The organism is Nocardioides sp. Root151 (genome assembly GCF_001427925.1).
In the GTDB taxonomy this organism is placed as follows: Bacteria; Actinomycetota; Actinomycetes; order Propionibacteriales; family Nocardioidaceae; genus Nocardioides.
Window position 1 is genome coordinate 618402 of sequence record NZ_LMGG01000007.1, and the last position, 26587, is coordinate 644988.

Annotated in this window: 24 protein-coding genes; 16 read left to right on the plus strand and 8 right to left on the minus strand. The window is 69.6% G+C overall.

From position 1 onward, the window contains the following. The coding region (locus ASD66_RS20445) for a lipid-transfer protein (protein ID WP_235530182.1) at positions 1-745 on the plus strand (745 nt) is incomplete at its 5' end. Between the two features lie 156 nt (positions 746-901). On the opposite strand, the gene ASD66_RS20450 is transcribed toward ASD66_RS20445, so the two are convergent. Beyond that, positions 902-1813 (minus strand): EamA family transporter, encoded by a 912-nt coding sequence (locus ASD66_RS20450; RefSeq protein ID WP_056685965.1) that lies wholly within the window; start codon positions 1811-1813, stop codon positions 902-904. Positions 1814-1885: 72 nt separating this feature from the next. Between ASD66_RS20450 and ASD66_RS20455 the strand changes: the two genes are divergently transcribed. The 4 genes from ASD66_RS20455 to ASD66_RS20465 all read left to right on the plus strand — a co-directional run bounded on the left by ASD66_RS20455 (position 1886) and on the right by ASD66_RS20465 (position 4080). Next, a complete protein-coding gene (locus tag ASD66_RS20455; RefSeq protein WP_056892048.1) occupies positions 1886-2794 on the plus strand; it encodes a LysR family transcriptional regulator in 909 nt (302 codons plus the stop codon). Positions 2795-2887: 93 nt separating this feature from the next. Beyond that, complete coding sequence (locus ASD66_RS24280; RefSeq protein ID WP_056685971.1) at positions 2888-3094, plus strand: bacterioferritin-associated ferredoxin; 207 nt, start codon at positions 2888-2890, stop codon at positions 3092-3094. Between the two features lie 10 nt (positions 3095-3104). After that, on the plus strand, positions 3105-3563 hold the full coding sequence (gene bfr / locus ASD66_RS20460) for a bacterioferritin (protein ID WP_235530183.1): 459 nt from the start codon (positions 3105-3107) through the stop codon (positions 3561-3563). 58 nt (positions 3564-3621) lie between these two features. Next, the gene (locus ASD66_RS20465) at positions 3622-4080 is read left to right on the plus strand and encodes a hypothetical protein (protein ID WP_056892050.1); all 459 of its coding nucleotides are present in this window, start codon (positions 3622-3624) and stop codon (positions 4078-4080) included. A gap of 12 nt (positions 4081-4092) precedes the next feature. Here ASD66_RS20465 and ASD66_RS20470 read toward each other — a convergent pair whose 3' ends face one another. After that, positions 4093-4659: a TerD family protein gene (locus tag ASD66_RS20470; protein ID WP_056685980.1), complete on the minus strand. Its 567-nt coding sequence runs from the start codon at positions 4657-4659 to the stop codon at positions 4093-4095. Between the two features lie 136 nt (positions 4660-4795). Here ASD66_RS20470 and lon point away from each other — a divergent pair, with 136 nt between their 5' ends. From lon to ASD66_RS20510, 8 genes are all read left to right on the plus strand, one after another. Continuing rightward, positions 4796-7132, plus strand: coding sequence for an endopeptidase La (lon, locus tag ASD66_RS20475; RefSeq protein WP_056892051.1), 2337 nt, complete (start codon positions 4796-4798; stop codon positions 7130-7132). A gap of 71 nt (positions 7133-7203) precedes the next feature. Beyond that, complete coding sequence (locus ASD66_RS20480; RefSeq protein ID WP_056892052.1) at positions 7204-8361, plus strand: low temperature requirement protein A; 1158 nt, start codon at positions 7204-7206, stop codon at positions 8359-8361. 61 nt (positions 8362-8422) lie between these two features. After that, the gene (gene mfd, locus ASD66_RS20485) at positions 8423-12034 is read left to right on the plus strand and encodes a transcription-repair coupling factor (RefSeq protein ID WP_056892053.1); all 3612 of its coding nucleotides are present in this window, start codon (positions 8423-8425) and stop codon (positions 12032-12034) included. Between the two features lie 67 nt (positions 12035-12101). After that, positions 12102-12803: a hypothetical protein gene (locus ASD66_RS20490; protein WP_156388821.1), complete on the plus strand. Its 702-nt coding sequence runs from the start codon at positions 12102-12104 to the stop codon at positions 12801-12803. A gap of 13 nt (positions 12804-12816) precedes the next feature. Beyond that, entirely contained in the window at positions 12817-13467 is a 651-nt protein-coding gene (locus ASD66_RS20495; protein ID WP_056892054.1) for a MazG family protein, read from the plus strand. Positions 13468-13541: 74 nt separating this feature from the next. Beyond that, a complete protein-coding gene (locus ASD66_RS20500; RefSeq protein WP_056892055.1) occupies positions 13542-14915 on the plus strand; it encodes a TrpB-like pyridoxal phosphate-dependent enzyme in 1374 nt (457 codons plus the stop codon). A gap of 17 nt (positions 14916-14932) precedes the next feature. Next, the gene (locus ASD66_RS20505) at positions 14933-15397 is read left to right on the plus strand and encodes a hypothetical protein (protein WP_056892056.1); all 465 of its coding nucleotides are present in this window, start codon (positions 14933-14935) and stop codon (positions 15395-15397) included. A gap of 60 nt (positions 15398-15457) precedes the next feature. Beyond that, the gene (locus ASD66_RS20510; RefSeq protein ID WP_156388822.1) at positions 15458-15925 is read left to right on the plus strand and encodes a hypothetical protein; all 468 of its coding nucleotides are present in this window, start codon (positions 15458-15460) and stop codon (positions 15923-15925) included. Between the two features lie 77 nt (positions 15926-16002). On the opposite strand, the gene ASD66_RS20515 is transcribed toward ASD66_RS20510, so the two are convergent. The 6 genes from ASD66_RS20515 to ASD66_RS20540 all read right to left on the minus strand — a co-directional run bounded on the left by ASD66_RS20515 (position 16003) and on the right by ASD66_RS20540 (position 23842). Next, on the minus strand, positions 16003-17280 hold the full coding sequence (locus tag ASD66_RS20515; protein ID WP_056892058.1) for a hypothetical protein: 1278 nt from the start codon (positions 17278-17280) through the stop codon (positions 16003-16005). Between the two features lie 232 nt (positions 17281-17512). After that, positions 17513-18547 carry a FlgD immunoglobulin-like domain containing protein gene (locus ASD66_RS20520; protein ID WP_156388823.1) on the minus strand — a complete coding sequence of 345 codons (1035 nt, stop codon included), beginning with the start codon at positions 18545-18547 and terminating at the stop codon, positions 17513-17515. Positions 18548-18724: 177 nt separating this feature from the next. After that, positions 18725-19384, minus strand: a complete 660-nt coding sequence (locus ASD66_RS20525; protein ID WP_056686012.1) for a methionine ABC transporter permease — start codon at positions 19382-19384, stop codon at positions 18725-18727. Continuing rightward, the gene (locus tag ASD66_RS20530) at positions 19384-20406 is read right to left on the minus strand and encodes a methionine ABC transporter ATP-binding protein (RefSeq protein WP_056892060.1); all 1023 of its coding nucleotides are present in this window, start codon (positions 20404-20406) and stop codon (positions 19384-19386) included. Before ASD66_RS20530 ends, ASD66_RS20525 begins: the two co-directional genes overlap by 1 nt. 2 nt (positions 20407-20408) lie before the next feature. Further along, positions 20409-21332 (minus strand): MetQ/NlpA family ABC transporter substrate-binding protein, encoded by a 924-nt coding sequence (locus ASD66_RS20535; RefSeq protein ID WP_056892061.1) that lies wholly within the window; start codon positions 21330-21332, stop codon positions 20409-20411. Positions 21333-21532: 200 nt separating this feature from the next. Next, entirely contained in the window at positions 21533-23842 is a 2310-nt protein-coding gene (locus tag ASD66_RS20540; RefSeq protein WP_056892062.1) for an esterase-like activity of phytase family protein, read from the minus strand. A 209-nt stretch (positions 23843-24051) separates the two neighbouring features. Here ASD66_RS20540 and eno point away from each other — a divergent pair, with 209 nt between their 5' ends. Genes eno through ASD66_RS20555 form a run of 3 tightly spaced genes read left to right on the plus strand, consistent with a single transcriptional unit; the run spans position 24052 to position 26436 of the window. Then, positions 24052-25332 (plus strand): phosphopyruvate hydratase, encoded by a 1281-nt coding sequence (eno, locus tag ASD66_RS20545; protein ID WP_056892063.1) that lies wholly within the window; start codon positions 24052-24054, stop codon positions 25330-25332. A 7-nt stretch (positions 25333-25339) separates the two neighbouring features. Further along, positions 25340-25918, plus strand: coding sequence for an FtsB family cell division protein (locus ASD66_RS20550; RefSeq protein WP_056686027.1), 579 nt, complete (start codon positions 25340-25342; stop codon positions 25916-25918). Further along, positions 25915-26436 (plus strand): DUF501 domain-containing protein, encoded by a 522-nt coding sequence (locus ASD66_RS20555; RefSeq protein ID WP_056892064.1) that lies wholly within the window; start codon positions 25915-25917, stop codon positions 26434-26436. Before ASD66_RS20550 ends, ASD66_RS20555 begins: the two co-directional genes overlap by 4 nt. Positions 26437-26587: the final 151 nt, after the last annotated feature.

Consider the following 26587-nt stretch of genomic DNA (forward strand, 5'->3'; position numbering starts at 1 on the left):
CGCCCGTCGTCGGATGGACCTGTACGGCGCCACGGCGGAGGACTTCGCGGCCGTCAAGGTCAAGAACGCACGGCACGGGTTGGCGAACCCGAACGCCAGGTATCGCAAGGAGGTCAGCGCTGAGGACGTGTTGAACTCTGCGGTGGTGGCGGATCCGTTGCACCTGTTGGACATCTGCGCGACCAGCGACGGCGGTGCGGCCGTCGTACTGACCTCGGTGGAGTACGCCCGCAAGCACGGGCTCACCGACCCGGTCACGGTCAAGGCGATCTCGACGGTGACGCCGGTGTTCCCGCAGACGGTGATCGACATGCCGTTGTTCTCGACCGAGTCCACCCGGGTGACGGGTGCGCCGGAGCGGACGTTCAAGGAGTCGCTGGCCGACGCCGCGTACGACGAGGCCGGGCTCGGTCCCGATGAGGTGGACGTGGCGGAGGTCTATGACCTCTCGACCGCGCTCGAGCTGGACTGGATGGAGGACCTGGGGCTGTGCAAGCGCGGGGAGGCCGAGCAGCTCCTACGCGCCGGGGACACCACGATCGGTGGCCGCATCCCGGTGAATCCCTCGGGTGGGTTGGCCTGCTTCGGTGAGGCGGTCCCGGCGCAGGCGTTGGCCCAGGTCTGTGAGCTGACGTGGCAGCTGCGTGGGCAGGCCGAGGGTCGTCAGGTCGAGGGCGCCCGGGTCGGGATCACCGCCAACCAGGGCCTGTTCGGCCACGGCTCCTCGGTCATCCTCGCCCGCTGACCCGTTCCGGCGGCGGTGATCGCAGTGCCGGGAGGAGCCTCCCGCTGGCATGGCCTCGAGAGTTGCAGTTCGTACGCGTACTCGACCGTGAGTGGTACGAACTGCAGCTCTCGGTGCGCTCGGGTGGGTGCCGGTGGCGGACCAGATGGAGCCGCGTCACGCACTGGCCGGCTGGGTGACGGCTTCGGGAGGCGCGACCCGGGCGCGCGGAAGGCGACTGCCCAGGAGGACGCCGCCCACCACCAGGGCCGCGCCGGCCAGCTCGCCGGGACTGACGGACTCACCGAGCATCACCCAGGCGGCACTCATGCCCACGACCGGCACCAGCATCGAGAACGGCGCGACGACGCCGGCCGGGTGGCGGGCCATCAGCCACGACCACACGCCCGAGCCGGCGATCGTCCCGATCAGCACGGTGTAGGCCAGGCCGAGCAGGGCCGGTCCGGCCGTGGGGTCACCCAGCCCGGTCAACGAGTCGGCGATCCGGTCGGGGCCCTCGACGACGAGCGCCAGGGCGAGCATCGGGACCGGCGGCACCACCGACATCCACAGCGTGAAGTGCAGCGGGTTGGAGGCGCGAGCTCGGGCGTTGCAGATGTTGCCGATCGCCCAGCCGAACGCTCCGGCCAGCACCAGCAGGAAGGGGAGGAGTGCGGCCGACTCGGCGCGTTGCCAGCCGACGACGGCCAGTCCGGCGACGGCGACCAGGATCCCGGCCAGCCTGCGTCCGCTGACCCGGTCGCGGGCGACGGTCGCGCCGAGCAGCACGGTGAACGGGGCGGAGGCCTGCAGCACCAGTGAGGCCAGGCCGGTGGGCATCCCGACGGCCATGCCCCAGTAGAGGAACAGGAACTGCAAGGTCCCGAACCCGATGCCGTAGCCGACCAGCCAGCGCAGCTCCACGTCAGGGCGCGGCACCAGCAGCAAGGTGGGGACGGCGATCAGGGCGAATCGCAGCGCCACCAGGAACATCGGCGGGAAGTGCTCCAGCGACGCATGGATGGCGACGAAGTTGAGACCCCACATCACCGCCACGGAGACGGCGAGAAGGCGGTGGTTCAATGGCATGTGCCTCATCGTTTCCCGAACGAGGATGAAGGACAAGCGAATAGTTCTTCACTGTCTCTGTAGGCTGCCTTCATGGACGTCCGACACCTCGAGCTGCTTCGCGAGCTCGCCGTCAGGGGCAGCGTCACTGGCGTGGCCAAGGCCACGCACCGCACACCGTCGGCGGTCAGCCAACAGCTGCGCACGGCCCAGCGCGAGCTCGGTGCGGTGCTCGTCGAACCCTCCGGTCGGGGTCTCCGGCTCACGCCGGCCGGTCGCCTGCTCGCGGAGGGAGGTGAGGACGTCGCCCAGGTGGTCGAGCGCGTTCGGGGCAGGTGGGATGCGTTCCGCGGCCAGCCGTCCGGCACCGTCACCGTGGCCGGCCTGCCCAGCGCCGCGACGTACCTCCTGCCGCGGGTCTTTGCCGATCTCGACGGCAGTGCGATCGAGCTGGTCTTCACCGACGAGGACGTCGCCGAGCGGGCGTACGCCGGCCTGGTCGTCGAGCACGACATCGTCATCGCGCACAGCCTGACCCGTCACGCGCCGGAGGGCACCGAGGACCTGGTCACCGTCGAGCTGGTCCGCGAACCACTCGACGTGGCGATGGCGTCGGACCATCCACTGGCCGCCCGTGACGACGTACGCCCCGCCGACCTGGTCGATCAGGAGTGGGTCGGGGTGCCGGTCGGGTTCCCGTTCGACACGGTCCGCCTCGCCGTCGAGGAGAAGACCGGCCGGCCGCTGCGCGTGGTCCAGAGGATGCGCGACAACCGGCTGATCGAGGCGGTCGTCGCCAGCAGTCGGAAGGTCGCCATCCTGCCGCGGTTCACCTCGCCACAGGGGAGTGGTGTGGTCCTGCGGCCACTGCGCGGCATCTCGACCGCGCGACACATCTTCGCGGTGATGCGACCCGACCGGGCCGAGCGCCTGGCCGTCCAGCACGTGCTCGCCGCCCTGCAGCGGGCCTCGCTCGACGCGCAAGGCGGGCGCGGGCGCTGAGGAAGGCGTCTCGCCCAGTGGGCGGCCGCGGTGACAGCACCGGAGACTCTAGGTTAGCCTTGCCTAACTCTCCCGCCCGACCGAGGACCACCGATGATCGTCTGCCACTGCGCCGCCGTCAATGACGGAGCGGTTCGGCGTGCCTACGACGAGGGCGCACGCACCGTGTCGCAGGTGTGCCGCTCCACCGGAGCCGGTCAGGACTGCGGATCCTGCATCTTCACAGTGAAGCGTGTGGTGTGCCAGCATGAGGCGTTGGCCCCGACGTCACCTGTGGAGGTGGAAGGTGCAGCCAGTTAGCCCTCGAGTCGTGGAGTTGCTGAACTCGGCGCTCACCTTCGAGCTCTCCGTCACGAACACCTACTTCCTGCATGCGCGCATGCTCGACAACTGGGGACTCTCCAACCTCGGCAAGGTCTTCTACGACCTCTCCATCGACGAGATGAAGGACGCCGACGAGCTGATCAACCGCATCCTGCTCTTCGACGGCCACCCCAACGTGCAGAAGCTCAGCGCGATCCAGATCGGCGAGACCGCCGAGGAGATGCTGACCCTGGCGCTGGCCAGCGAACGCGCGGCGGTCGCAGAGTTCAATGCCGGTGCCCAGGAGTGCCACGACCTGGGCGACCACGGCACGGCCGCGGTCTTCGAGGACATGGTGCGTGACGAGGAGAAGCACGCCGACTGGTTCGAGGGCCAGCTCGACGCGATCGAGCGGGTCGGCCTCCAGCAGTACCTCGCCCAACAGATCGCGATCGGCGGTCCCTGAGTAGGGTCACCCCGATGCGCCGACCACTCAGGTGGGCGATCTTCGGAAGGAACCTGCCTTGAGCACGATGGCCAACTCGTCCCTGCCGCCCTCGGTGTCGCTGGGTCAGAAGCTGATCTACGGCCTGGTCGGCTTCATGGTGCTGCGCACGCTGCTCACGATCGTCCTCAAGGACGACATCATCGATCACTACCTCGCGGCCCGGAACTCATCCCTGCCCCGCGAGGTGGCCGAGGACGGCGCCCCGGCGTACGTCGCCATCTCGATCATCTCGCTGGTGATCTTCGGCGGACTGCTCGCGTTCAGCGCCTACATGTTCAAGTCCGGCGCCGGCTGGGCGCGCATCGTGGCCGTCGTGATGGCGGTGCTGACGGTGATCGGTGGCCTGAGCGCGTTCGCCCAGGACGCACCCGGCTGGTTCGTGATCCTCAACGTGCTGGCTGCGCTGATCGCTCTCGCCGTGATCGTCGTGCTGTTCCGCCCGGACGCGAGCGAGTGGTTCCGCAAGACCGCCTGACTCGTACGCCGCTCAGACGAAGGGGCGCAGCGCCTCGACGGACTCAGAGGGGACCTTGACCGCGATGCCCTGACCGATCGCCTTCAGCTTCCACTGGGGGCCGTCGCGCGTGATGCGGGCCATCACGGCACCGGTCTCCTTCACCCCGTTGGTCAGGGTGATGCGGGCCAGTTCGGTGTCGTGCTCGTCGACCAGACGGCAGTAGGCGTTGCGCACCCACTCGAGCGTGTGGCCCTGGTAGCTGCTGACCTGGAAGAGGATCGTGTCGATCTTCGGGTGCACGCGGGCCAGGTCGACGGTGATGACCTCGTCGTCCCCTTCGCCGCGCCCGCTCTGGTTGTCGCCGAGATGTACGACGGACTCGTCGCGGGTCTGCAGGTTGTTGTAGAAGACCATGTCGGCGTACTGCCCACCGGCGAAGGCGACTGCCGAGGCGTCGAGGTCGACGTCGGGGGCGCCGGAGCCGATGAAGCCGGCGGACTTCTCCTTGTCCCAACCCAGGCCCATCAGCACCTTGGCCAGCGGGGTGCCGTCCGCGCTGGTGAGCGCGAGCTCCTCGCCCTTGGTCAGCTCGATCATCCGGGACCCTCCTGTCGACGGCCGATCTGTTCCTCTCCGGCCGAACCTACTCCCGACCCGGAAAGCCGCGCTGTGTTCCCGAGTTCGCTGGCCGCGAACGCCGGAACACCACCGACCGGGAACGCCTTGTACCGGCATGACGAACCCCATTCAGCTTCCGGTGCTGTTCCTCTCCGACGTCGTGGTGCTCCCCGGGATGGTGGTGCGGGTCGAGCTCGACGAGCCCGCCCGTGCCGCCATCGACGCCGCACAGATCGCCTCCCGCGAGAGCGGTGGGCCCGCGCAGGTCCTCGTCGCACCACGGCTCGAGGACCGCTACGCGTCGTACGGCGTGGTGGCCAGTGTCGAGAAGGTCGGCCGGTTCTCGGGCGGCGAGCCCGCGGCCGTGCTCAAGGCCGGCGGCCGAGCCCGCATCGGCAGCGGGGTGACCGGCCCGGGCGCGGCCCTGTGGGTCGAGGTCGAGCAGGTCGACGCCGAGGCCGTGGACGACGACGTCCGCGCGCTCGCCGAGGAGTACCGCCAGCTCGTGGTAGGCCTGCTGCAACGACGCGAGGCGTGGCAGGTCGCCGACCAGGTGACCCGCATCGAGGACCCGTCGGTGCTCGCCGACACCGCCGGCTACGCGCCGTACCTCTCCGACGACCGCAAGTGGCAGCTCCTCGAGACGCCGCTCGTCGGCGAGCGGCTGCGACTGCTGGTCGGCTGGATGCGGGACTTCGTGGCGGAGTCGGAGGTCAGCGACAAGATCGAGTCCGACGTCCGCGAGTCCCTGGAGAAGTCGCAGCGCGAGTTCCTGCTGCGCCAGCAGCTGAGCGCGATCCGCAAGGAGCTCGGTGAGGGCGACGCCGACGGAGGCGACGACTACCGGGCCCGGATCGAGGCGGCCGACGTGCCCGAGGCGGTGCGGGAGGCAATGCTGCGCGAGGTCGACAAGCTCGAGCGCGCCAGCGACCAGAACCCGGAGGCGGGCTGGATCCGGACCTGGCTGGACACCGTGCTCGACCTGCCCTGGTCGGTGCGGACCGAGGACGACACCGACGTCGCCGCTGCCCGGGCGGTGCTCGACGCGGACCACCACGGGCTCGACGAGGTCAAGGACCGGATCACCGAGTACCTCGCGGTGCGCGCACGTCGCGCCGAGCGTGGTCTCGACGTCGTGGGAGGCCGGGGCTCCGGTGCGGTGATCCTGCTCGCCGGCCCTCCCGGTGTCGGCAAGACGTCGCTCGGCGAGTCGGTGGCACGGACCCTGGGCCGCAAGTTCGTCCGCGTCGCACTCGGCGGGGTCCGCGACGAGGCCGAGATCCGCGGCCACCGGCGGACGTACGTCGGCGCCCTGCCCGGCCGCATCGTGCGCGCCGTGAAGGAGGCCGGTTCGATGAACCCGGTCGTGCTGCTCGACGAGGTCGACAAGGTGGGCTCCGACTACAGGGGTGACCCGGCTGCGGCACTGCTGGAGGTGCTGGACCCCGCGCAGAACCACACGTTCCGCGACCACTACCTCGAGCTGGACCTGGACCTCTCCGACGTGCTGTTCATCGCGACCGCCAACGAGGTCGGCCAGATCCCGGCCGCGCTGCTGGACCGGATGGAGCTGGTCTCGATCGACGGCTACACCGAGGAGGACAAGGTCGCCATCGCCCGCGACTTCCTCGTCCCGCGGCAGCTCGAGCGGGCCGGGCTGGGCGTCGACGAGGTCACCATCGACGACGAGGCGCTGCGCGAGATCGCGGCCAACTACACCCGCGAGGCCGGCGTACGGCAGGTCGAGCGGCTGCTGGCCAAGGCGTTCCGCAAGGCCACCGCCCGGATCGCGTCGGGCGAGGTCGAGCGCCTCGACATCGGTGTGGAGCAGCTGACCGCCCTTCTGGGGCGGCCCCGGTTCACGCCGGACCTCGAGGAGCGCACGTCGGTGCCCGGGGTCGCGACCGGGCTGGCCGTCACCGGCATGGGCGGCGACGTCCTCTACGTCGAGACGTCGGCCGCAGACGGGGAGGCCGGGCTCACGGTCACCGGGCAGCTCGGCGACGTGATGAAGGAGTCGGCCCACATCGCCCTTTCCTGGGTGCGCTCGCACGCGGCGGAGCTCGGCATCCCGGCGAGCGCCTTCGAGCAGTCCCTGCACGTGCACTTCCCGGCGGGGGCGACACCGAAGGACGGACCGTCCGCGGGGGTCACGATGGTGACCGCACTGGTGTCGCTGCTCAGGGGTCGGGCGGTGCGCTCCGACATCGCGATGACCGGCGAGGTCACGCTCTCGGGTCGGGTGCTGCCGATCGGCGGGGTGAAGCAGAAGCTGCTCGCGGCGCAACGGGCGGGGGTCACCGAGGTGTTCATCCCGGAGCGCAACCGCGCCGACCTCGACGACGTACCGGCCGAGATCCTGGCGGCGCTGACCGTGACCCCGGTCGGTCGGGTCACCGAGATCCTCGAGCGGGCCCTGGTGCCCGAGGCCGAGCAGGTCGTCGCGGCCTGATCGGGCGGGCGCGTCCGCATCACCACGCGGGCGCGCCCGATTCCGGCCGGGAACGTGGAAAACTCTGCGCCATGGTCTCGCCGCGACTCGCCCTGCGCCCCCGTGATCCCCAGGAAGAGCATCGGGCGGCGACGCCGCTCGAGCTCTTCACCGATCTCTGTTACGTCGTCGCGATCGCGCAGGCGGCGCTGCAGCTGCACCACGCGATCAGCGAGGACCACGTGGCCCACGGGGTGCTGTTCTTCGGCATCGCCTTCTTCGCGATCTGGTGGGCGTGGCTGAACTTCGCCTGGTTCAACTCCGCCTTCGACAGTGACGACCCGCTCAACCGGGTGCTGACGCTGCTGCAGATCTCGGGATCGCTGGTGGTCGCCGCCGGTGTGCCCCGGCTCTTCGAGGAGGACTTCACCCTCATCGTCGTCGGCTACGTGATCATGCGGATCGGCCTCGTCTCGATGTGGCTGCGTGCCGCGAAGGGCCACACGAGAGGTCGGGCCACCTGCCGCCGCTACGTGCTGGGCCTGGTCGCCGTACAGCTCGGCTGGGTGGCGTTCCTGTGGGTTCCGCACGACCTGCTCGTGCCGGCCTTCCTGGTGCTCGCCCTGGCCGACCTGGCCGTGCCGTTCTGGGCCGAGCAGTCCGGGCCGACGCCCTGGCACCCGCACCACATCGCCGAGCGCTACTCGCTGATGTTCATCATCGTGCTCGGCGAGACGGTGCTGTCGACGACGGTGGCGATCCAGGTCGCCATCGACGACGAGACGATCGGCTGGCGGGCCGGCCTGGTGGTCGTCGGGGGACTCCTGGTGGTCTTCAGCACCTGGTGGCTCTACTTCTCGCGCGACACCGGCGACGTGCTCTCCGGCGACAACGACGTGAACCCCTTCGCGTGGGGCTTCGGCCACTACTTCATCTTCGCCTCGGGTGCCGCCCTCGGAGCCGGTCTCGCGGCGCGGATCGACTACTACTCCCACCACTCCGAGATCAGCGACGTGGTCAGCTCGGCGTTCGTCACCGGACCGGCGGCGGTGTTCCTGATGGCCCTGTGGGCGGTCCACCTGCGGCTGCACGACTCGTCGGTGCGCACGTGGGGGCCGCTGGTCCTGGTGATCGCCGGCCTGGTCGCGGTCACGTTCGTTCCTTGGTCCGAGCTGTGGGCGGGTGTGCTGTGCTGCGCCCTACTGGTCCTCGAGCTCCGCCCACAGAAACCTGTCGCCTGGGCCCCGTAGGATGGCCACGTTCACCCCCTGTCATTCCTGACCGGGGGCTGTCGTCGTGTGGAGGAACGCAATGCGCCTGCAAGGGCTCGCCGATGTCGTGCTGGCCGACAAGACCCTGGCCGGGGCGCTGGCCGACGTCGGCACCGTCAACGCGCTCGACCTGACCGGGCCGGCCGGCGTACGCCCGTTCGTCGTGGCCGGGCTGGTCCGCGAGGGCCGCACCGTGCTGGTGGTGACCGCCACCCAGCGTGAGGCCGAGGACCTCGTCGACACGCTCTCCGACCTGATCGAGCCGAGCCTGGTCGCCTACTTCCCGAGCTGGGAGACGCTGCCGCACGAGCGGCTCAGCCCGCGCAGTGACACGGTCGGCCGACGCCTCGCGGTGCTGCGTCGCATCGTGCACCCGGAGGAGGGCGAGCTCAAGGTCATCGTGGCACCGGTGCGCAGCGTGCTGCAGCCCCAGGTCAAGGGCCTCGGCGACCTGGCGCCCGTCGAGCTGGTCAAGGGCGACACCGTCGACCTCGACGACGTGGCCCGCCGGCTCAGCGACGCGGCGTACTCCCGTGTCGACCTGGTCGAGAGGCGCGGCGAGTACGCCGTCCGCGGTGGCATCGTCGACGTCTTCCCGCCGACCGAGGAGCACCCCCTGCGCGTGGAGTTCTGGGGCGACGACGTCGAGGAGATCCGCAGCTTCGCGGTCGCCGACCAGCGCACCCTCGACACCGTCGAGCGGCTCTGGGCACCGCCGTGTCGCGAGCTGCTGATGACCGACGACGTACGCCGACGCGCCGCCGAGCTCGGTGCCGCCCACCCGCAGCTCCTCGAGCTGACCGACAAGATCGCCCACGGCATCGCGGTCGAGGGCATGGAGTCGCTGACTCCGGTGCTGGTCGACGAGATGGAGCTGCTGGTCGACCTGATGCCGGCCGCCACCAACGTGCTGGTGCTCGACCCCGAGCGGGTGCGCTCGCGGGCCCACGACCTGGTCGCCACGAGCGAGGAGTTCCTCGGCGCCTCGTGGGCCGCCGCGGCCAGTGGCGGTGTGGCGCCGATCGACCTCGGCGCCGCGTCCTACAAGGAGCTCGGCGACGTGCGCGAGCACGCGATCGCCAGTGGCCTGTCGTGGTGGTCGGTGAGCCCGTTCGGACTTGACGAGGATGGCCTGGACGGCCCGGGCTCACCGCTCGACCCCGACGCACCCGCCACCCGGGTGATCGCGCTGAACCCGGCCGAGGCCTACCGCGGCGACGTCGCCCAGGCCGTGCAGGACATCAAGGGCTGGCTCGATGCCGGCAGGCAGGTCTTCGTGGTCCGCGAGGGCCACGGCCCGGCCGAGCGCACCGTCGAGGTGCTGGGCGAGAACGAGGTCGCCGCCCGGCTGGTCGAGTCGCCCGGTCTCGATACGGGCGCAGAGCGCCCTACTCGACCACCGAAAGACCTCGATACGGGCGCAGAGCGCCCTACTCGACCACCGAAAGACGTCGACGGCGTGGTCAACGTGCTGCAGGCACAGCTGATCGCGGGCATGGTCGGCGAGCACTTCGCCGTCCTCACCGGTGAGGACATCTCCGGGCAGAAGTCCAGCACCCGCGACATGCGCAAGCTGCCCGCGCGACGCAAGAAGCAGATCGACCCGCTCGAGCTGAAGCCCGGCGACTACGTGGTGCACGAGCAGCACGGCGTCGGCCGCTACGTCGAGATGAAGCAGCGCGAGGTGCAGGGCGCGACCCGTGAGTACCTCGTGCTCGAGTACGGCGCGGCCAAGCGTGGCGCGGCCCCTGACCGGCTCTACGTGCCGGCCGACACCCTCGACCAGGTCACCCGCTACGTCGGCGGCGAGGCGCCCAGCCTCGACCGGCTCGGCGGTGCCGACTGGGCCAAGCGCAAGGGCAAGGCCCGCAAGGCGGTGCGCGAGATCGCCTCCGAGCTGATCAAGCTGTACGCCGCACGCCAGGCCACCAAGGGCCACGCGTTCGGACCCGACACCCCGTGGCAGCGTGAGCTCGAGGACGCCTTCCCGTTCCAGGAGACCGCCGACCAGCTGAGCACGGTCGACGAGGTCAAGAGCGACATGATGCAGCAGGTGCCGATGGACCGCCTGGTCTGCGGCGACGTCGGCTACGGCAAGACCGAGATCGCCGTCCGTGCCGCGTTCAAGGCGGTGCAGGACGGCAAGCAGGTCGCCGTCCTCGTGCCGACCACGCTGCTGGTGACCCAGCACTTCTCGACGTTCACCGAGCGGATGAGCGGCTTCCCGGTCAACCTGCGCGCCCTGTCGCGGTTCCAGAGCGACAAGGAGGCCAAGGAGGTCATGGAGGGCCTGGCCGACGGCACCGTCGACATCGTCATCGGCACCCACCGGCTCTTCAACGCCGAGGTCAGGTTCAAGGACCTCGGCCTGATCGTCGTCGACGAGGAGCAGCGCTTCGGCGTCGAGCACAAGGAGAAGATGAAGACGCTGCGCACCAGCGTCGACGTGCTCTCCATGTCCGCCACCCCGATCCCGCGCACGCTCGAGATGACGATCACCGGCATCCGCGAGATGTCGACGATCGCCACCCCGCCGGAGGAGCGGCACCCCGTGCTGACCTACGTCGGCGGCTACGAGGACCGCCAGGTGACCGCCGCGATCCGCCGTGAGCTGTTGCGCGAGGGCCAGGTCTTCTACATCCACAACCGGGTGCAGTCGATCGAGAAGGCCGCGCAGAAGATCAAGGAGCTCGTGCCCGAGGCCCGTGTCGCCACGGCGCACGGCCAGATGAACGAGCGCCAGCTCGAGCAGGTGATGCTCGACTTCTGGGAGAAGCGCTTCGACGTGCTGGTCTGTACGACGCTCGTCGAGTCGGGCCTCGACGTGTCCAACGCGAACACGATGATCATCGAGCGGTCCGACACCCTCGGACTCTCGCAGCTGCACCAGCTGCGTGGCCGCGTCGGGCGTTCCCGTGAGCGCGCCTATGCCTATTTCCTCTACCCGAGCGAGAAGCCGCTGACCGAGACCGCCCACGAGCGGCTGGCCACGCTGGCCCAGCACTCCGACCTCGGCGGCGGCATGGCGATCGCGATGAAGGACCTCGAGATCCGCGGCGCCGGCAACCTGCTCGGCGGCGAACAGTCCGGACACATCGCCGACGTCGGGTTCGACCTCTACGTGCGACTCGTCGGCGAGGCGGTCACCGAGTTCCGCGGTGACAAGGAGCCCGAGCTGGCCGAGGTGCGCATCGAGCTGCCGATCGACGCCCACCTGCCCCACGACTACATCCCCTCCGAGCGGTTGCGCCTGGAGATGTACAAGCGGCTGGCCGAGGTGCGCTCCGACGCCGACGTCGAGCTGCTCCGCGAGGAGATGCTCGACCGCTACGGCAACCCGCCGAAGTCGGTGGCCTCGCTGCTCGAGGTAGCCCGGTTCCGCGCGCGGGCCCGGCAGGCCGGCATCAGCGAGGTGACCCTGGCCGGCAAGAACGTGCGCTTCGCACCCGTCGAGCTGCCCGAGTCACGCACCCTGAAGCTGCAACGGGTCTACCCGAAGTCGCTGGTGAAGACGACCAGCAAGACCGTGCTCGTGCCGCGGCCGACCGTGCCCGGTGGCCACATCCGTGACGAGGACCTGCTCGCGTGGGCACGCCAGGTGATCGACGGTGTGATCGACCCGCCGGCGGTCGCCGTACAACCCGGGGCGTGAGCGGCGTCACGCCGCCTGCTTGAATGTGGGTGGACGCAAGATCAGCAAACCTCGAAGGAGTCCGACCGTGAGGATCCGCCTCGCCGTAGCCCTGAGCGCAGTGTCGATGGGCACAGTGTCGATGCTGGCGCTCTCCGGATGCGGGTCCGACCTCGGCCCCGACGTGCACCCCGGTGCGGCCGCCGTGGTCGGCGACCACGAGATCTCGATCGACCAGGTCGACGCGCGCGCCAGGGAGTTCTGCGACTTCAACCTCGAGAGCCTGCACGCCCAGAAGCTCGAGGTGCCGATGGCGCTGGCCCGGTCCGCCGCGATCGAGGACCTCGCCACCGAGCAGGTGGCGGAGCAGTACGCCGAGGCGCACGACCTCGACCTCTCCGAGGCGAAGGCGACCCTGCTGCCGGTGCTGCGCAAGCAGGCCGAGGACGCGCTGAATCCCAAGGACGCGGGTGCTCCGCCGGCGAGCGAGGAGTCCATCGACGAGTACGTCGACCTGAGCCTCAAGCCCACCGCGAGCGTGATCTACCTGGCCGCCGGCATGGACACCGGCCTGCCCGCCGGCCAGAAGGCCCTCGATCGGGGCCGTTCCGTCGTCCAGGCCTGGGGCCAGGAGCTCGAGATCACCACGGACCCACGCTTCACGGGCGACTCCGGGCAGCTCTCCGTCGCGGTCAGTGACCTCACCGCCGAGGCGTTGAAGTTCGCCAACGGCAAGTCCGAGGGCAAGGCCTACCTCGCGTCGTTGCCGGACTCCCAGAAGTGCGGCTGAGCGAGGCCCTCTCATGACAGGTTCGTCGGACGCGGCGTCGGACTCGTTCCCGGACACGGTGCCGGGGGAGCGGCTGGTCGAGCTGACCGCGGTGATGACCCGGATGCGCACCGAGTGCGCGTGGAAGGCCGGGCAGACCCATCGCTCGTTGGCCCGCTTCCTCCTCGAGGAGACGCACGAGACCCTCGAGGCGATCGAGCTCGGCGACCTGGCGCACCTGCGTGAGGAGTTGGGCGACCTGCTGCTGCAGGTCTGGTTCCACGCCGAGATCGCGGCCGAGACCGGCGCCTTCACGATCGACGACGTCGCCGCCGACCTGATCGCCAAGATGGTGCGCCGCAACCCGCACGTCTTCGGCGACGCCGCCGCCTCCGACGATCCGGCCGAGATCAACGAGATCTGGCAGGCGATCAAGGCCGACGAGAAGCAACGCACCTCGGTCTTCGACGGTCTGCCCCCGACGCTGCCGGCGCTGCTGCTGGCCGACAAGGTGCTCGACCGGCTGGCTCGCGAGGGACGCACCGTGCCGGCCCTGGTCGAAGTCTCCGATGCCGACGCCGACCTCGGTGACCGCCTCCTGGCCCTCGTCGACGAGGCCCGCCGCGACGGCGTCGATCCCGAGCAGGCGCTGCGTGACGCCGTACGCCGCGCTGCCGGGACGTGAACCTCTGAGCCCGTTCGCCTGAGCGGGCTCCGATCCGGCGGTAGGTTGGCGCCAACCAACCCGGAGGAGCCGTGATGACTGAGCCGCGCAAGTACCTGCTGGACGAGTCGGAGATGCCGACGCACTGGTACAATATCGTCGCCGACCTGCCCACGCCTCCTCCGCCGCCACTGCACCCCGGGACCCACCAGCCGGTCGGTCCCGACGACCTCGCGCCACTCTTCCCGCCGGAGCTGATCGCCCAGGAGGTCAGTGCCGAACGGTTCATCGAGATCCCGGAGGCGGTGCGCGAGGTCTACGCGCAGTACCGACCCTCGCCGCTGTTCAGGGCCCGGTCGCTGGAGCGGAAGCTCGGCACGCCGGCGCGGATCTACTACAAGTACGAAGGCGTCTCGCCGGCCGGTTCGCACAAGGTCAACACGGCCGTGCCGCAGGCCTACTACAACAAGATCAACGGAATCAACCGGCTCACCACCGAGACCGGTGCCGGGCAGTGGGGCACCGCCCTGTCCTACGCCTGCTCCCTCTTCGACATGACCTGCGAGGTCTGGCAGGTCGGGGCGTCGTACGACACGAAGCCGCAGCGCCGCACGCTGATCGAGGTCTTCGGCGGCAAGGTGCACCGCTCACCCAGCCGGATGACCGAGTCGGGCAAGGCGTTCCCGGAGGGCCACCCCGGCTCGCTCGGCATCGCGATCTCCGAGGCCGTCGAGCTGGCCGGCCAGGACCCGAACGCGAAGTACGCCCTCGGGTCGGTGCTCAACCACGTGCTCCTGCACCAGACGATCAGCGGCGAGGAGACCCTGCTCCAGCTGGCCAAGGCCGGCGAGTCCGGTGCCGACCTCGTCGTCGGCTGCGCCGGCGGTGGTTCCAACTTCGCCGGGCTGGCGTTCCCGTTCCTGCGCGAGAAGCTGGCCGGCAACCAGAGCCCGCGGATCCTGGCCGTCGAGCCCACCTCGTGCCCGACGTTGACCCGTGGTGAGTACCGCTACGACTTCGGCGACACCGCCGGCCTCACCCCGCTGATGAAGATGTACACCCTCGGTCACGACTTCGTGCCGTCCACGATCCACGCCGGGGGCCTCCGCTACCACGGCATGGCGCCGCTGGTCAGCCACGCCGTGCACGAGGGCCTGATCGAGGCCACCGCGCTGCACCAGAGCGAGTGCTTCGAGGCCGCTGTCGAGTTCGCCCGCACCGAGGGCATCGTGCCGGCACCCGAGTCCGCCCATGCCCTGGCCCAGGCCCGCCGCGAGGCGCTGGAGGCCAAGGAGTCGGGCCAGGAGAAGGTGATCGTGATCCTGCTGTCCGGCCACGGGCTGCTCGAGCTCGGCGCCTACGACTCGTTCCTCGCGGGGCATCTCGAGGACGACCCGCTCTCCGAGGCCGACCTCACCGCCGCGCTCGCCGGCGTACCCGAGGTTGCCGAAGTTTCGCCCTCGTCCTGACGGGGAAACAACCCGGCATGAGACTCCGATTCGACAAGGGCCGACGCGTCCTCGACGAGAACGACGCCGTGGTCGCCACGCTCGACAAGGTCTCGTTCAAGGAGCAGGCCACGGTGCACATCGGTGAGCAGGCGTGGTCCTACGGCACGGCCGGCTTCGTGGTGACCGGAGACTGCGACGACGACCCACGGCTGCGGTTCAACGCACACCGGGCAGGCTTCCGCAAGCCCGACATGAGCGTGACCTGCGGCCGCGTCGCCTACGCGGTCAAGTCCCTCGGTTGGATGGCACCCGGGTTCGATGTGCAGCGGAGGGGTGTGGCGGTGGGCACGACAGGCACCGATCGGCGGCACGACAACTCGCCCTGCATCGAGCTGCCTGACGACGTGCCGGTCGAGGACGCGGTCTTCCTGCTGTGGGTCTCCATGCTGATGGTGGCCAGGAGTCGGCGTGGAGCCGCCGCGGCCAACGCCTCGACGTGAGCCCGCGACGCCGTACGACGTGAGGTTTCCCGGTCGCGCAGATCGGGCAGTGACTGCGCCATGAGATATCAGCTCGAGAAGAGCATGAGCCTGATGTCCGTCTCGCGCGCGGACGGCACGACGATCGCCGAGCTCGACAAGTCGTTCTGGACGGAGCGGGCGACCGTGGTCATCGAGGGCCGCCCGTGGTCGTTCGGCAAGGACGGCGGTGCCCGCACGGGCATCTGCGAGTCCGACCCGGCCCTGCGCCTCAGCGCCACCCGGCCCAGTTTCTGGCGCCAGGGCTGGCAGGTCACGTCCGGCAGCACGACGTACGAGATCAAGCCGGCCGGCGTGTTCATCAGCGCGTACGACGTGTTCCGTGACGGCACCGCGATCGGGGCCAGCGGCAAGGGCAGCTTCTGGACCAACAAGCCGTGGGTCGACGTGCCCGACGACGTGCCTGCCGCCGACGCGGTGTTCCTGCTGTGGATCGCGTTCCTGATGCGCGCCCGCGCCGCCCAGTCCGCCGCCTCCGCCTCCACCTGACAGATTCTCCCCAACGTCTGGCGCCTCGATCGGACGTGAGGAGGAGCCAGACGTTGGGGAGTATCGAGAGGCTGGGCTCAGATCTGGCGGCGCGCCGTGTAGCGGAGACGCACCCTTTCGACCACGAACGAGCGCCAGTAGGTCACCTTCACGCGGACCATGAAGCGAGTCGGGGACACTCGGGTCCCGGTGCGAATGAGGCGGCCGCTGTCACAGCACAGGCTGTAGCCGCCGACTGCCCAGCGGATGTTTCGGGCGTTCGCCGGGATGGCGAAGTTGTAGCTGGCCTGGGCGTAGGCGCCACCCCAGCAGTCGAGGTGGTTGCCCGGGTCGTAGTCGCGGGTGTAGCAGTTTCCGCGGGTCTGGTCCCGGGAGTCGTACCACCCGTCCTTGACCTTGGAGATCGTGAAGGTCTTGTATCCCGTCGCGACCTGGACGACGACGTGGGCAGTCGCCGATCGGCCGCCCAACGTGGACTTGACGATGGCGGTGTAGCGACCGACGGGTACCTTGCTGCCCGCAGCGTTCAGGCCGTTCCACGCGAGCGTGCGTCGCCCGTAGTAGTCGGCCCAGGAATTGGCCGATGACTTGAGGGTTCGCACGACTCGACCCGTCGCGTTCCGGCGGATGCTCACGGTGATGGCCGAGTCAAGTCGGCTCCCGAAGGTGAAGCCCGTCTTGTCGAGGTACCCGTCGCGAACCCTGGGATAGAACGTGGTCCGGCTGGCGCTCAGGTTGCGGACCTCGGGTGCGGGCAGGGCGACGGTGAAGTCGCTGTACGTCGACATGCCCGTGTCGTAGTTGTAGACCTCCAGACGACAGTCCTCACCCGCGTTCGCCGGGCCCAGGGATCCGCTGAACTGCTGACCGGCGTACGAACTGGAGTGGGACACGTAGTCGTAGGTGTCGTCGCAGGTCAGCTCCACGTAGTAGGAGGCCGCGTCGCCGGCAACGAACGTGTAGCTCACATTGCCGGCAGGGACGTTGGCGCCGTTCGCCGGCGCCAGGATCCTGTCGGCGTACGCTGCCGCTGCGGACGGTGCCTCAGACGCCGTGATCCCCGGGGTCGTCTTCGCGCCCTCAGTGGATTCTGGCTGGGGTGTGGCCGCGTCGTCATCCGCCGGCCCGGCTGGCGCGACGGGTTCCGAGGGGGTCTCGGTCTCGTCCGCCGGCACCTCCGACGACGACTCGGCCGGCGAGTCGGATGGCTCCGGGTCGCCCGAGACCGACGTCTCGACCTGTGCCGAGTCGTTGGTCAGCGACGAGTCATCGGCCGTCGCAGGTCCGGTGGCGACGAGAGCGCTGAGTGGAACGGCCAGCACAGCTGCCGTGAGTGCCGAGACTGCGAGACGCATGCATGTTCCTGTCCGAGGCGTGGCTTGGAGGACATGCGCGTGCCGGTTTGTGTCCGTCGTCGTGGCTCACCTGACCGCGCGGGCCCCCGGTCCGGGGCAGAAGACCGCGGACGCACCCGAGCGTAGGGCCAGACACCCTTGCACCGTGGGGGAACGGATGAACATGGCCTACTTGGGTCCCTCGGTGTGCATTTCGGACCATGGGGCCATGGTTCGATCCGACTACAAGCGCTCAGATCTGGCGGCGCACCGTGTAGCGGATCAGGGCCCGGCGGACGACGTACGACCTGTGATCGGTCACTCGGACCCGGATGCGGAAGCGAGTCGGCGCGACCCGGGTGCCGGCACGGACGAGTCGGCCGCTGCCGCAGCACACGCTGGAACCACGGACGGCCCAGGCGATGTTGCGGGCGTGTGTGGGGACGGTGAACGTGTAGGTCGCCTGGGCGTAGGTGCCGCCGTGGCACTCCAGGCGGTTGCCGGGATGGGCATCCCGGGTGCGGCAGTTGCCCCGCGTGGTGTTGCTGGCGCCGCGGCGCCCGTCCTTCACCCGGGTGACGCTGACATTGCGGTGGCCGGTCGCGATCCAGACCGGGACGTGCTCCGTGCTCGAGTGACCGTCCAGCGTCGAGGTGACGAATGCGGTGTAGCGCCCGACTGGGAGCATCGCGCCGCCGGCGGTGAGCCCGTCCCACGTGAGGGTTCGCCGACCGTAGTGCAGTGACCAGATGTCCTCGGGGGACTGGAGGGTCCGGACTGTCCGGCCGGTCGAGTCCTCCCGGATCCTCACCGTGATGGCGGAGTCCAGCCGGCTCTGGAAGGTCAGGGCCACGTGGTCCTGGTAGCCGTCACGCACCCGCGGGTAGAAGGTGCTGGGTCCGGCCGTCAGGTCGACGACCGTGGGCATCGGTGGCGACACGTTGAAGTAGGACCACGTCGTCACTGCCGTGCCCGAGTTGTAGACGCCGAGGTTGCAGTAGCCCCCGGCCACGCTGGGGAAGGTCCCGGTGTGCAGGCTCCCCGGAGCGTCGCTGCGGAAGGAGGACTCGCTCACCGGGTCGTCGTTGCACGTGAGGGTCACCTCGAAGTAGCCGACGTCTCCGGCCGTGACGCTCCAGCTCACCGGGCCGGCGGGGATCATCGAGTCGTCGGCCGGCGTCACGATCTGGTCGGGGCCGGCCGCGGTCGGGGTCTCGTCGGCAGTCACCGGACCGGCCGGGGTCAGGAGCGCGAGCGGAACGGCGGCCAGGCCTGCAGCCAGTTTCACGAGCGTGCGCCGCATGGTCCCCCCGGTTGCCTGATGGACCCTCGGGGTCGCACGGCCGTGCGGCCCCCAGTCATGTCTCGGAACTCGAACGTATGACGGCGGGTGCGCGGTGCGCGTCGTACCGCAGGGAGATACCCGAATCCGATGACGTGGCGGTCCGGGCCGGGCAACCCGGGGTCAGCGGCGCATGACCTTGCGGGCCAGGGTGTTGCCGAGGAACTGAGCGAGCTGCACGATCAGGATGATCATGAGTACGGCGGCCCACGTGACGACCTCGTCGAACTGGCGGTAGCCGTAGACGATCGCGAAGTTGCCGAGTCCGCCACCGCCGACCACGCCGGCCACGGCCGACATGTCGACCAGGGCCACCAGGGCGAACGTGTAGCCGAGGATCAGCGGGCCCAGGGCCTCGGGCAGCAGCACCGTGAACACGATGCGGGTGCGGCTGGCGCCCATGGCGCGGGCCGCCTCGATCACGCCGGGGTCGACGGTGAGCAGGTTCTGCTCGACGATCCGGCTGATGCCGAACGTGGCCGCGATCGCCATCACGAAGATCACCGGCTTGTTGCCGATGCCGGTGCCGGTCACCGCGCGGGCCAGGGGTTGGGCCGCGGCGATGAAGATGATGAACGGGATCGGCCGGAAGACGTTGACCACGATGTTGGCGACCAACGAGACCGGGGCGTTGGGCTTGATGCCGCCACCGCGGGTCACGTAGAGCAGGATGCCGAGGAGGAGCCCGCCGAGTCCGCCGAGCACGAGCACCGCGAAGACGATGTAGAGGGTCTCGCCGGTGGCCGCCCAGAACAGGTCCTGCAGTTCACTGAGCCGCTCCATCACGGCACCTCCGTCGTCTCGACCATGGCGGAGACCGCGGTCACGGCCTCGGCGACGCGGTCGCCGGTCAGCGAGAGCGTGAGGTGCCCGAAGGTGCGGCCGTTGACGTCCTCGATGCCGCCGTGGATCAGCTCGAAGCGCACACCACGGTCGATGAGCTGGGCGAACACGTCGGACGGCGTCACCGAGTCGTCACGCAGCGAGAGGGTGATGAACCGGCCGTCGTGGCGTTCGCGCAACCGGGCCCGCGCGTGCTCGGGCGGGCCCTGCTCGACCAGCGTGCTGACGAACCGTTTCGTCGCCTCGTGCTGCGGGTTCGCGAACAGGTCGAAGACGGGACCCTGCTCGACGATGCGCCCTTCCTCCATCACCGCGACGGTGTGGGCCAGGGTGCGCACGACCTCCATCTCGTGGGTGATCAGCACGATCGTGATGCCGAGCTCCTCGTTGACCCGGCGCAGCAGGGCCAGCACCTCGTCGGTGGTCTGCGGGTCGAGTGCGCTGGTCGGCTCGTCGGCCAGCAGGATCTTCGGGTTCGTCGCCAGTGCGCGGGCGATGCCGACCCGCTGCTTCTGGCCGCCCGAGAGCTCGTTCGGGTAGGCGTGCGCCTTGTCGGCCAGGCCGACGAAGTGCAGCAGCTCCGAGATGCGCCCCTGGTGCTCAGCCTTCGGCACCTTCGCAACCTGCAGCGGGTAGGCGATGTTGCCCCACACGGTGCGGCTGGAGAGCAGGTTGAACTGCTGGAAGATCATCCCGATCTCGGCCCGCACCGGCAGCAGCTGGCGCTCCTTGAGCGTGCTCACCACCGAGCCGTCGACCGTGACCGTGCCGGACGTCGGCTGGTCGAGGGCGTTGATCAACCGCAGCAGCGTCGACTTGCCGGCGCCGGAGTAGCCGACGATCCCGAGGATCTCCGACTCCTGCACGTCGAGGTCGACCCGGTCCAGCGCAAGCACCGGCGTACTGCCGCGGCCGCGCCCCGGGAACTCCCGGGACGCGGCGCGGATCTCGATGAGGGCCACGACTACTTCTTCTGTGCCTCGGTGTCGGCTTCGACCTTCTCGAGCGACGACGCCAGGTCCTTGACCGGGGTCTTCACCGAGACCCCGGTGCCGGCGGAGGCCTCGATGAGCTCCTTCTGCACGGCGTCGCTGTCCTGGAAGATCTTCACGAGCTTCTTGTACGTCGCGTCGTCGGCGTCGTCCGCACGGGCCACGAACACGTTGACGTAGGGCACGGCGTTCGGGTCGGACGGGTCGTCCTGGGCGATGGCGTCCTCGGGCTTGAGGCCGGCGTCCGCGACGAAGTCGTTGTTGACGATCGCGGCAGCCAGGTCCTCCAGCGAGGTGACGGTCAGCTCGGCGCTCAGTGCCTTGACCTTCACCTTCGAGTTGGCCTCGTCGACGTCGGAGAGGTCGGAGAAGATCGAGCCACCCGACTTCAGCGTGATCAGGCCGGCCGACTGCAGCACGAGCAGGCCGCGGGCCTGGTTGCTCGGGTCGTTCGGCACGGCCACGGTCTCGCCGTCCTCGATGTCGGCGACGTCGTCGTACTTCTTGGAGTAGAGCGCCAGCGGGTAGATCGCGGTCGAGCCGATCGGCGTCAGGTCCTGGTCGTTGGCGACGTTGTAGTCAGCCAGGTAGACGATGTGCTGGAAGACGTTGAGGTCGATGTCCTTGTTGGTCAGCGCCGGGTTGGGCTGGGTGTACTCGGTGAAGTTGACCAGCTCGACGTCGATGCCTTCCTTCTTCGCCTCGTCAACGTACGTCTGCCAGTAGGCCTCGCTGGAGTCGACGACGCCGATGGTCACCTTCTCGTTCTCGTCGCCGCGCAGGAACACGGCGTACATGAGACCGGCGATCAGCGCGAGGGCGACGAGGCCGCCCAGGATCAGGAACAGCGGGTTCTTCTTGGGGGCCTCGATCAGAGGTACGTCGGGCGTCGACATCGTCGTCCTTTCCGGTCCGTCCCGGGGGTGGTGGGGCGGAGGTGCATGAGTGGTGACGTGACCTTAAGTCCACTCGCTCGCTCGACATTCCCCGATCTCACGATTTCGGGGTGTGCGTTCCCTCACGGTTGATCTTTCAACGGGATACTCCCTGACGTTTCGGCCCCAAGGAGGACCGGAACGTCAGGGAGTATCGAGGATCAGCGGCGGAAGAGGGACTTCGCGGAGCCGAGCTCGAGCAGCTGCGTCTCCCCGGTGGCGTCCTTGAGCCCGTCGTTGTCGGTGACCGCGAAGACCCGGCCGTCCCCGGTGATGCCGAGACCCTCGAGCTTCTCCTGGGTCCAGCCGTTCAGCGCCTGCATCGCGGGCAGTACGTCGACCGCGAGCCGCTTCCTCACCGGTCGTACGGCGGCCTTGTGGGACATCGGCAGGTCGACCGTGTAGACCGCCTTCAACGCAGCGCGCGGACCGTTGAGCTTGTCGCGTTCGATGACCGCGACGGTGTCGGCGTCGATCGCGGTGATCTCGGACAGGCCGACCCAGTCACCCTCGACGTCGGTCCTCTCGAGCGTGTAGCCGAACCAGGTCCAGCGACCGGCGCGCACGTCGTACCGACCGATCCGGGCGAACGGCTCACCGGCGACGGCACGCTGCAGCGCGACATAGACGTATTCGTTCACGCCGTTCCGGACCGCCGAGACGCCCTCGAGTCCCCACTTGCCGAGGCCGCCGGCGACCGTCGCCGGCAGCGCAATCGTCTGGACGACACGACCGGTGCGGTCGAGGCGGAGCACCTTGTTCTGCGGCCCGGTCGCGCCCTCGGAGGCGACCCAGAAGCCGCCGCCCCGGCGAGCACTGATGCCCTCGATGTCGACCTTGGCCCGGGCACCGTCGGCATCGGTGACCTCGAGGACGCTCTCGATCCGGGCCGGGCTCGCGCTCACGTCGAGGTGGTAGATCCGGCCGGTGGCGTACGCCGAGTCGCTGGCCGCCCACAGCTTGTCGGCGTCGGCCGGGTCCTCGCTCAGCGCGCCGAGGGCGCCCCAACCGATCGGCTGCCCGTCGACGTCGTCGGAGACCACCGAGGGGAACGCCGGGGCGCCGTCCTCGAGCTTGAAGATCCCGACCGACGCCCGCACCCCGGCCTCCGCGTCGTCCTCCTCGGAGGAGACCACCAGCAGGTCACGCGACGGGATCGGCAACAGTCCCTCGGGTCCGTTGGTGGTGGCCAGCGCCTGCGTGAAGACCGGCGCGGTCGGTTCGGTCATGTCGTAGACCGCGACGAAGTTGCTGCGCTCCGAGCCGACGAACGCGTACGGCGTACCGCCGATGGTCTCGAACGCCAGGCCCTCGGGCTCTGCGCCCTTCTTCGCGGCCCGGTCGTTGTTGTGCAGGCCGAGTCGTGTGGCGATCTGCTCGAAGGTGTTGCCGGCGTCCCAGACCACGTCGCCGGTCGCCGTGTCGAAGACCGTCCAGCCGCGCGTGCCACCCAACCAGTCGCCCTCGTTGGCGGTGGCGACCAGGCCGTCGCCGACCCACTGGATCGCATCGGGCTCGCGGGGTGCGTAGATCGAGCCGGTCGGGTCGAAGAGGCCGTTCTTGGTGGTGTCGACGCCCTCGACCCGCGCGTTCCCGGCGCTGAAGGCGTGGTCGATCGTGGCGGTGGCGAGGTCGATCACCACGACGCCGTTGTTCTCCTGCAGGGTCAACGCCAGCTTGTTGTCGTCGTTGATGTCGACGTACTCCGGCTCGGCGTCCTCGGGGGTTTCGAGCCCGGCCAGGGCTTCGGCGGGCAGGTCGACGCGACGGGGCTCCCACGTGGTGGGGTCGGGGTTCGCCAGGTCGATGATCTGGACGAACCCGCTCGGGAGCTGGGGCAGGTCGCCCTCGTCGCCGCCCTCGGGGGTGACTGCCTCGTTGCGCTGGTTCTCCATCGCGATCGCGGCGTACCTGCCGTCGGGGGAGATGGCGATCGAGTCGGGCTGGCCGCCCAGGTCGATCGAGGCGATCTCCTCGTGCGGCGCCGCCAGGCCCACCACGTCGAGGCGTCCTTCGCGTACGCCGGGCGCCGGGTCCTCGTCCTCCCACGGGGTGTCCTCGAGCCCGGGGTAGGTGCTCTCGTCGACCACGACGAGAGCGACCTCGCCGGCACTGGAGTCGGTCACCGCGACCGACGTCGGCTGCCCGCCCTTGCTGCTCCCCGACACGTCATGGCTGCCGAGGCCCTTCGGCGCCGACGGGTCGGCGATGTCGAGGAACCCGATCCGGCCGCCGAGCGCGTCGGTGTAGGCCAGGGTGTTGCCGTCGGCGCTGCCCGACGAGATCTCCGCGACCGTCGGGTCGGCGGGGTCCACGCCGTCCGGCACGTTCTGGAAGACCGGGTACGTCGCGAGGCGGTGGAAGGAGGTCTCGTCGGGTGGTGCGGCGGAGGCGGTCGTGCCGACGAGCGACAGGAGCGAGAACGGCAACGCGGCGACGGCGGCGAGCGCCAGTCCACGGCGTACGAGCATGAGTGTGCCTTTCGAGCGACGGTCCCGAGACGAGACGTGGGCATGCTCGTGGGGTCGTCTGGCGTGCAGGTAGCCGTCAGGTGAACCACCGACAGTGCTGCGGTGACCGTTGCACACCCGTCCCACACGCGCGGGTGCTGCCGGAATGCCGGAGTCGTCCCGGTTAGGCTGGGGCCGCTCGATCCATCGACCCCCAGGAGCATTCCCAAGTGGCTTCCATTGCTGCAGTCGGCGCCCGCGAGATCCTTGATTCGCGCGGCAACCCCACGGTTGAGGTCGAGGTCCAGCTCGACGACGGCACGTTCTCCCGGGCGGCGGTGCCCTCCGGTGCCTCCACCGGAGCCTTCGAGGCGGTCGAGCTGCGCGACGGCGGCGACCGCTACGCCGGCAAGGGCGTCGAGAAGGCGGTCAAGGCCGTCCTCGACCAGATCGCTCCCGCCATCGAGGGCCTCGAGGCCGACGACCAGCGCCTGGTCGACCAGACGATGCTCGACCTCGACGGCACCCCCAACAAGGCCAACATCGGTGCCAACGCGATCCTCGGCGTCTCGCTGGCCGTGGCCCGTGCCGCCGCCGACTCGGCCGCGCTCCCGCTCTACCGGTACGTCGGCGGCCCCAACGCCCACCTGCTGCCGGTGCCGATGATGAACATCCTCAACGGTGGCTCCCACGCCGACTCCAACGTCGACATCCAGGAGTTCATGATCGCGCCGATCGGTGCGAGTACCTTCCGCGAGGCGCTCCGCCAGGGCACCGAGGTCTACCACGCGCTCAAGTCCGTGCTGAAGGAGAAGGGCCTGGCCACCGGCCTCGGCGACGAGGGCGGTTTCGCGCCCAACCTCGACAGCAACCGGGCCGCGCTCGACCTGATCGCCACCGCGGTCGAGAAGGCCGGCTTCACACTCGGCAAGGACATCGCCCTGGCGCTCGACGTCGCGGCGAGCGAGTTCTGCACCGACGGCACCTACACGTTCGAGGGTGCCTCGAAGACGGCCGCCGAGATGACCGCCTACTACGCCGAGCTCGTGGCGGCGTACCCCATCGTCTCGATCGAGGACCCCCTCGACGAGGACGACTGGGAGGGCTGGAAGACCATCACCGACGAGCTCGGCGCCAAGACCCAGCTGGTCGGCGACGACCTGTTCGTCACCAACGTCGAGCGGCTGCAGCGCGGCATCGACGGTGGCCAGGCCAACGCCCTGCTGGTCAAGGTGAACCAGATCGGCTCGCTCACCGAGACCCTCGACTCCGTCGACCTCGCGCACCGCAGCGGCTTCCGCTGCATGATGAGCCACCGCTCCGGCGAGACCGAGGACACCACGATCGCCGACCTCGCCGTGGCCACCAACTGCGGCCAGATCAAGACCGGTGCCCCGGCCCGTTCCGAGCGAGTCGCGAAGTACAACCAGCTCCTGCGCATCGAGGAAGAGCTCGGCGAGGCGGCCCGCTACGCCGGTGCCGCCGCGTTCCCGCGCTACGCCCGGAGCTGACTGACCCATGGCTGAGCGTCGACCGAACCGGGGCAGCGGTCCCCGAGGCACCCGGAGGCCCACGAGCCCCCGGGGGTCGCGGCCGCGCCCCGGTGCGGTCGCGACGCCCGGTACGTCGCCACGCCGTCCGGCCGCGCGCCGTACGCCGGTCCGCCCGAAGCTGACCGGTCGCGGCACCGTGCTGGTGCTCGTGCTCGCGGTGCTGACGGTGTCGTTCGCCTCGTCGATGCGGGCCTACCTCGAGCAGCAGAGCCACATCTCCGACCTGCACGCGCAGATCGACGAGACGACACAAGACATCGGCCAGCTCGAGCGCGAGAAGCGCCGCTGGGACGACGAGGCCTACGTGAAGGCCCAGGCCCGGGAGCGGCTGAACTACATCATGCCCGGCGAGACCGGCTACATGGTGCTCGACGAGAACGGCGACCCGCTCGACTCCAAGGACCAGCTCACCGACGCCAGTGACCTGCCCGAGGAAGAGCCGCCGGCCTGGTGGGACACCGCCTGGGGCTCGGTCGAGGCCGCGGGTTTCCCCAACAAGGACAAGCCCGACACCCCGGTGAACAAGATCGCCCCGCCGAAATGATCGAGCCTGCAGACGTCGACGCGATCGCCGCCCAGCTCGGCCGCGAGCCCCGCTCGATCCACGAGATCGGCCACCGTTGCCCGTGCGGCAACCCCGACGTCGTGACCACCGAGCCGCGCCTCGACAACGGCACACCGTTCCCCACGACGTACTACCTCACCTGTCCCCGCGCCGCCTCCCGCATCGGCACCCTCGAGGCCTCCGGGCTGATGAAGGAGATGCAGCAGCGCCTCTCCGAGGACCCCGCCCTCGCCGAGCAGTACGCCGCCGCGCACGAGGCCTACCTCGCCGCGCGTGAGGCGATCGCCGCGTCGACCGGTCAGCAGGTCCCCGAGATCGCCGGCATCTCCGCCGGCGGCATGCCCAACCGGGTCAAGTGCCTCCATGTGCTGGCCGGCCAGTCGCTGGCCCAGGGCCCGGGCGTGAACCCGCTCGGTGACGAAGTGCTCGAGATCCTGGGTGACTGGTGGAAGTCGGGCCCCTGCGTCTCAGCCTCCTCGACCTCGGCCTCCGACTGATCCTGCGTCGCGCTGACTCGTCGTACTGGCGCCCGCCGCGTGCCCGCGTGCGCAACGCGCCCACCTGATTACTGCGTTGAGTGCACGATTTCTGTCGAGAGTCGGCCCGACCGCGACACAAATCGTGCACTCAACGCCAACGAGCGGTCTG